The following is a 6,003-nucleotide window of genomic DNA, read 5'->3' on the forward strand; positions in this document are numbered from 1 at the left end:
CCCCAACCCCCACCTCCCCAAGCCGGGTCCATTTCTCACCGTCTACCGACACATAGCCGGTTAGTCCAGACCCCAGCCTTTTCAACCTGAGCCACTGCGGCGCCTCGGCCAGATCACTACTCGGGCCAGCCATGTCATGCGTGAAGTTCCACTGCATACGGACGCCATGCCCCGGCGTCGCCACCACCGCCGCGTACGAGGAGCCCTGCTTCAGGCTCGACTTGACGATGATCCCGGCCTTCGCCCACGGCTCCAGCGGCGCCTTGCCCTCGGTGTTCTTCAGGCCGGTCACCCGGACCGTGATCGTGCCGTCGCCGGTCAGCGAGCGGTGGGTGAAGCGGAAGGCGTCGTTGACCACCTGACCGCCCGGGCCGACCACGACCGGCGGTCCGCCACCGGTACTGGAACCGCTCGCGCCCAGCTGTGAGATCACGACCGTCACCACGGCCGCCACCGCCAGCACCAGCAGCCAGGCCCTGACCGTCCAGAACTTCGTCCACTCCGCCCGCAGCAGCCGCCCGAAGCCGGCCCGCCCCGGAAGCAGCGCCGAGCGGTACGGCGGGACCGTCCTCGTAGGAGTCGTCATCGGGTCACCTCGTCCGGCTCGACGGGCGTCGACGTGAACTCGACCGCGTCCCGCGTCAGTTCCATGTACGCCTCCTCCAACGACGCCCGGTGCGCGCCCACTTCGGCGAACGGCACCCGGGACGCGGCGAGCAGCTCCACGATCCGTTCGGCGGGCAGGCCGGTGACGGTGAGCAGCTCACGGTCGACGACCGCCACCGTGGCGCCCTCCCGGGCGAGCAGTTCCATCGCCTCCGTACGACTGCTCGTCCGCAGCCGTACCCGGTCCCCGGAGGCCGCCGCGAGGAGGTCGGCCACCGCCGTGTCGCTATCAGCTATCAGCCGGCCCCGGCCGATCACCACCAAGTGGTCGGCGGTGTCTTCGAGTTCGCTCATCAGATGGCTGGAGACGAGGATCGCGCGGCCCTCCGACGCCAGGTGGCGCAGGAGGCCCCGGATCCACTGAATGCCCTCGGGATCAAGGCCGTTGTCCGGTTCGTCGAGCAGGAGCACCGGTGGGTCGCCGAGCAACGCGGCCGCCATGCCCAGGCGTTGGCGCATACCGAGCGAGTAGCCGCCCGCCCGCCGCCGGGACGCCTGCTCCATGCCGACCTGTTCGAGGACCTCGTCCACCCGGCGCATCGGCAGACCGTGCGAGTGGGCCAGCCAGCGCAGGTGGTCGCGGCCCCGGCGGGCGGGGTGCAGGGCGGCGGCGTCCAGGAGGGCGCCGACCTCCAACAGCGGGGTGCGCAGGGCCTGGTAGGGACGGCCGCCGATCAGTGCCCGGCCCTCGTCGGGGGTGTCCAGGCCGAGCAGGGAGCGCATGGTGGTGGACTTGCCCGCGCCGTTGGGACCGACGAAGCCGGTCACCGTGCCGGGGGCGACCGTGAAGGACAGTCCGTCGACCGCGAGCGTCCGGCCGAACCGCTTGCGCAGCTCACGGACTTCGATGGTTGCGTGGCTCATGGTGAGGGAGGCTAGGGGCGGTGAGCAGCGCACGTCGTCACGCGTGGGAGGTCCCTCGCGCGGGGGACGCCGGGCCCGACGGGGGTCGGCACAATGAGGGGGTGGCTGTGGAGAGAAGCGGGCCGGGGAATGTCGTCGCCCCGGGTGCCCTGGGTGTTCTCTCGGTCTCCGAAGTGCTGCTCCGCAGTACCGACTTGGGCGGCGGGTTCGCCGTCCTCCTGCTGCTCACCCTCGCCTCCACCCTTCCCCTCGCCCTCGTCCTGGGCTCCGCCGGCCCCGCGCGCAGCGGTACCGCCGTCGCGGTCAGTACCGCCTGCGTCCTGTCCCTGGTGCCCTTCGGCATCCTCACCGTCGGCGGGGTCGTGGCCCAACTGGTGTGCGTGTACGTCCTGGGCCGCGCCGGAGCCACCCGCCTCGGCGGACTCCTCGTCCTCCCCTACGTCGTGATCGCCCTCGGCAGTCACGAGGAACCGACCCGGATCGTGGCCGTCCTCGTCGCGACCCTGGCCTCCGCCGCCGCGGCCACCGGCATCGCCCACCACGTACGCAGCACCGCACTCGCCCACAGCGCCACGGAACAGGCCTTCGCGGACACCCTCCTCGAACATGCCGCCCGGGGTGAACGGGCGCGGATCGCCCGCGAGTTGCACGATGTCGTCGCGCACCACATCTCGATGATCGCCGTCCAGGCGGAGACCGGCCGGCTCACCACACGCGGTCTGCCGCCGGAGGGCGCCGACCGTTTCCTGGCCATCGGCGACACCGCGCGCACCGCCCTCACCGAGATGCGGCGGCTGTTGGGCGTGCTGCGGGAGGACGCGGACACCGGGGTGCAGCGGCGTCCCCAGCCCGGCCTCCGCCAACTCGTCGACCTGGTCGACGAGTCGCGCGACGCGGCCGGCTCCCGCACCCGGCTCATCGTCAGCGGCCCCGTCGCCGCGCTCGACCCCGGCATCGAGGTCACGGCGTACCGGATCGTCCAGGAGGCCCTCACCAACGCCCGCCGGCACGCGCCGGGCGCCGCCGTGGACGTGGAACTCCGCTACAGCGAGCAGGACTTGGCGGTGCGCGTGCGTGACAACGGGCCGGGGCCCACCGCGGTCCTCTCCGGTCACGGCTTGCTCGGCATGCGCGAGCGGGCCGCGACGGTCGGCGGCACCCTGCGCACCGGGCCCGCCCCCGGCGGCGGTTTCCTGGTCGAGGCCCGGCTCCCCGTCCGAGCGGAGGCGGTCCTGCCATGAGCGGCACCCCCATCCGTATCGTCGTCGCCGACGACCACGAGATCGTCCGGGTCGGCTACGCCGGACTCCTCGCCACCCAGGCCGACTTCACGGTCGTCGGCACGGCGGGCGACGGCGCCGAGGCGGTGCGCGTCTGCCGGGCGGAGTCACCCGACGTGGTGCTGATGGACGTACGCATGCCGGTCATGGACGGCATCGAGGCCACCGCGCGACTCCAGAACACCCCTGACGTACCAAGGGTGTTGATCCTGACCACCTTCGACCTCGACGAGCATGTCTACGACGCGCTCGCCGCCGGTGCCAGCGGGTTCCTGCTCAAGGACGTGACGGCGGAGCGGCTCTTCGACGCGGTACGGGTCGTGGCGGCCGGTGAGGCGCTGCTCGCGCCCGGCATCACGCGTCGGCTGATCGCCGAGTTCGCCCGGCAGCGGCCCCGAACCGGCCCCGCGCACACGGCACTCGACGCCCTCACCCCGCGCGAGACCGACGTCCTGCGGCTGCTCGCCCAGGGGCTGTCCAACCCTGAACTGGCCCTCCGCCTGCACGTCGGCGAGGAGACCGTGAAGACCCACGTCAGCCGCATCCTGTCCAAACTGGGGCTGCGGGACCGTACGCAGGCCGTGGTGATGGCCTACGAGACGGGGCTGGTCGTGCCGGGGACGGGCTGACGGCGACGGGCGCGCGGCACCGGCAGCAGCCACCACGCCGACACCACCGACAACACCGCCCCGACCGCGACCCCTTCGAGCCGGGTGGGCAGCAGATGCAACGCGTCCTGGCCGAACCAGCCGAGGAGGAGGGACAGGGCGCAGGTCATTCCGGCTGCCCAGTAGGCGTAGTTGAGGGGGCGCAGCCACAACGCCACCGCGAGGACCGCGAACATCAGCGCCACGGAGGTGTCGCCGGTGACACCGATCGCCGCGACGCCCGTCGCCAGCAGCGTGCCGACCGTCGCTCCGGCCAGCCGCTCGACTCCCTTGCGCAGTACATCCGTTCGGCCCCGGTTGCCGCTCGCGGCGACGTACGCGGTGAGGACCACCCACGGCCAGTGGTCGTCGAAGAACAATCGCCCCACGACGAAGGCGGCGGCGATCCCGGCCGCCATCTGGAGCGCCATCCGGGTGCTCGGGCGGGGGTGGAGACGGGAGCGGCGCGGTGGTTGCCCGGGGTCGGGTTCGGCACGCCAGGGCCCGAACCGGTCACCCAGTCCCTGCACCAGCCACACCCCGCCGCACGCCAGCGCCCCGACCAGTGCCGACCAGCCCCAAGTGACCAGCCCGCTCTGCGCCTTGGCCGGCAGCGCCGGGCCCGGTACGACGAGCAGGGCCACCAGCGGGAGGGCCAGCAGTGTGCCGGCCTTCGTGGCGGCGGGGCCGTAGCGGCGGATCCAGATGGCCAGCGCCATGCCCGCCGTGTAGACGGCGGCGCCGAGCGCGTAGTGGGCGGCGATCAGCCGGCCGAGGAAGATCGAGGCACCGGCCGTGACCGGCAGCAGGACGAGCGCGGTGAGCCGACGGCGGGTGTCGGCGGTGCGCTGGGTGGAGGAGAGGGTGAGGGTCAGGGCGACCGCGAGGACCAGCACGTCGGTGTGGAGTCCGGCGGCCCCCTCCAGCCAGAGGGCGATCCCCCAGCAGAGCAGCACGGCGGTCATCGTCAGAGCCGCTTCGTACGCGTTGCGTATTAGTTTGGCGGTCACTATCCCCACAGTAGCGGCCATGGCGGGGCAGCAATAGTAAGAGAGTGCGTACGATATCCGGCATGGATAATCGCGTGGACCATCTCTCCGAAGCCGCCCGGATCCGTCGCGGTGTCGTACGGCTGAACCGGCGGTTGCGACAGGAGCGCGGCGACGGCGCGTTCAGCCCGAACCAGCTGATCGTGCTCGGGCATCTGCACCGGAACGGTTCGGCGACACCCGGCGAGGTCGCGGCGGCCGAGCGGCAGCGGCCCCAGTCGCTCACGCGGGCCTTCGCGGAACTGGAGGCGGAGGGGCTGATCGAGCGCGAACCGAGCGCGGTGGACCGGCGGCAGTCCGTGCTCACGCTCACGGCGGCCGGGCGGCGGGCCCTCGATCGGGACATGGCCGAGCGGGATGTGTGGCTGGCGGGCGCGCTGGCGTCGCTCAGCGAGACGGAGCGGGGGGTGCTGGAGCTGGCGGGGGCGTTGATGGAGCGGCTGGCCGATGGCTGAAATACGCCACTTGTGCGGACGTTCACAGGGTTCCCATAATCCTTCAACAGATTTGACCAGCCCATGTCAGAAATTGGGCATTTCTTTGATGCTCCGGATTGACATGTGCGCGTCACTCCCACCCCCCACGGAAGGCATCACGTTGAAGAAGCTCCTCACAGCCCTCAAGAGATGCGCTGCCGTCGGCGCCGCCGCTCTCGCGATCGCCGCCCTTCAGCCCGTCTCGGCCGCGCAGGCCGCCCCCACGCCAGTCGTCGGCGGAACCACCGCCACGCAGGGCGAGTTCCCGTTCATGATCCGGCTCTCGATGGGCTGTGGCGGTGCGCTCTACACCCAGCAGATCGTGCTCACCGCCGCGCACTGTGTGAGCGGGACCGGTGCCAACACCAGCATCACCGCCACCGCGGGTGTGGTGGACCTTCAGTCCACCACCGGGCGGGTCCAGGTCAAGTCGACGTACGTGTACCGGGCGCCGGGGTACAACGGCAACGGCAAGGACTGGGCGCTCATCAAGCTTGCCTCGCCCATCACCACCCTGCCGACGCTGAAGATCGCCACGACCACGCAGTACAACACCGGGACCTTCACCATCGCCGGGTGGGGTTCGGCCAGCGAGGGCGGGGCTCAGCAGCGGTATCTGCGCAAGGCCACCGTGCCGTTCGTCAGTGACGCGACCTGCCGGGCCTACAGCGGGTACAGCGGGCTCGTCGCGAGTGACGAGATCTGCGCCGGGTACACGGCCGGTGGGGTCGACACCTGTCAGGGTGACTCCGGTGGTCCGATGTTCCGCCGGGACAGCGCCAACGCCTGGATCCAGGTCGGCATCGTCAGCTGGGGCATAGGGTGCGCCCGCGCGAACGCGCCCGGCGTGTACAGCGAGGTGTCCACGTTCGCCTCCGCGATCGCGTCGGCGGCGGCGTCGCTCTGACGTACGTCCTTCTTCCGCGGGTCCGGCGCCACATGTGCGCCGGGCCCGTGTGTCCCGCCCCCACAGCGCGCGGCGCGTCACGGGTGAGCGGACTGCCACCCGCTCCTTCAGAAC

General features: G+C 71.6%; 6 protein-coding genes and 1 pseudogene. 4 read left to right on the top strand and 3 right to left on the bottom strand.

Annotated elements, in window-relative coordinates; all coding sequences use genetic code 11:
* Together JHN63_RS47655 and JHN63_RS47660 are read right to left on the bottom strand one after the other, a co-directional pair.
* Positions 1-586 (bottom strand): annotated as a pseudogene (locus tag JHN63_RS47655) (DUF1349 domain-containing protein); the annotation flags it as partial.
* Entirely contained in the window at positions 583-1,530 is a 948-nt protein-coding gene (locus tag JHN63_RS47660; protein WP_200691382.1) for an ABC transporter ATP-binding protein, read from the bottom strand. The gene JHN63_RS47660 and the pseudogene JHN63_RS47655, both read right to left, overlap by 4 nt.
* A gap of 101 nt (positions 1,531-1,631) precedes the next feature.
* On the opposite strand from JHN63_RS47660, the gene JHN63_RS47665 reads away from it, so the two are divergent.
* On the top strand, positions 1,632-2,771 hold the full coding sequence (locus JHN63_RS47665) for a sensor histidine kinase (RefSeq protein ID WP_374223015.1): 1,140 nt from the start codon (positions 1,632-1,634) through the stop codon (positions 2,769-2,771).
* Positions 2,768-3,439, top strand: a complete 672-nt coding sequence (locus JHN63_RS47670) for a response regulator transcription factor (protein ID WP_200691383.1) — start codon at positions 2,768-2,770, stop codon at positions 3,437-3,439. Before JHN63_RS47665 ends, JHN63_RS47670 begins: the two co-directional genes overlap by 4 nt.
* Here the strand turns inward: JHN63_RS47670 and JHN63_RS54510 are convergent.
* Positions 3,403-4,467: an FUSC family protein gene (locus JHN63_RS54510; RefSeq protein WP_200691384.1), complete on the bottom strand. Its 1,065-nt coding sequence runs from the start codon at positions 4,465-4,467 to the stop codon at positions 3,403-3,405. The genes JHN63_RS47670 and JHN63_RS54510 overlap by 37 nt on opposite strands.
* A 62-nt stretch (positions 4,468-4,529) precedes the next feature.
* Here JHN63_RS54510 and JHN63_RS47680 point away from each other — a divergent pair, with 62 nt between their 5' ends.
* Positions 4,530-4,961, top strand: a complete 432-nt coding sequence (locus tag JHN63_RS47680; RefSeq protein WP_234478791.1) for a MarR family winged helix-turn-helix transcriptional regulator — start codon at positions 4,530-4,532, stop codon at positions 4,959-4,961.
* A gap of 142 nt (positions 4,962-5,103) precedes the next feature.
* Positions 5,104-5,889, top strand: coding sequence for a trypsin-like serine protease (locus JHN63_RS47685; RefSeq protein ID WP_200691385.1), 786 nt, complete (start codon positions 5,104-5,106; stop codon positions 5,887-5,889).
* Positions 5,890-6,003 lie beyond the last annotated feature (114 nt).

Origin of the sequence: Streptomyces sp. MBT65 (genome assembly GCF_016612545.1) — a bacterium.
GTDB lineage: Bacteria > Actinomycetota > Actinomycetes > Streptomycetales > Streptomycetaceae > Streptomyces.

Excerpts from the sequence above, each read along its gene's own strand:
- JHN63_RS47660 (WP_200691382.1), bottom strand. The coding sequence starts at position 1,530 with ATGAGCCACGCAACCATCGAAGTCCGTGAGCTGCGCAAGCGGTTCGGC.
- JHN63_RS47670 (WP_200691383.1), top strand. The coding sequence starts at position 2,768 with ATGAGCGGCACCCCCATCCGTATCGTCGTCGCCGACGACCACGAGATC.
- JHN63_RS47680 (WP_234478791.1), top strand. The coding sequence starts at position 4,530 with ATGGATAATCGCGTGGACCATCTCTCCGAAGCCGCCCGGATCCGTCGC.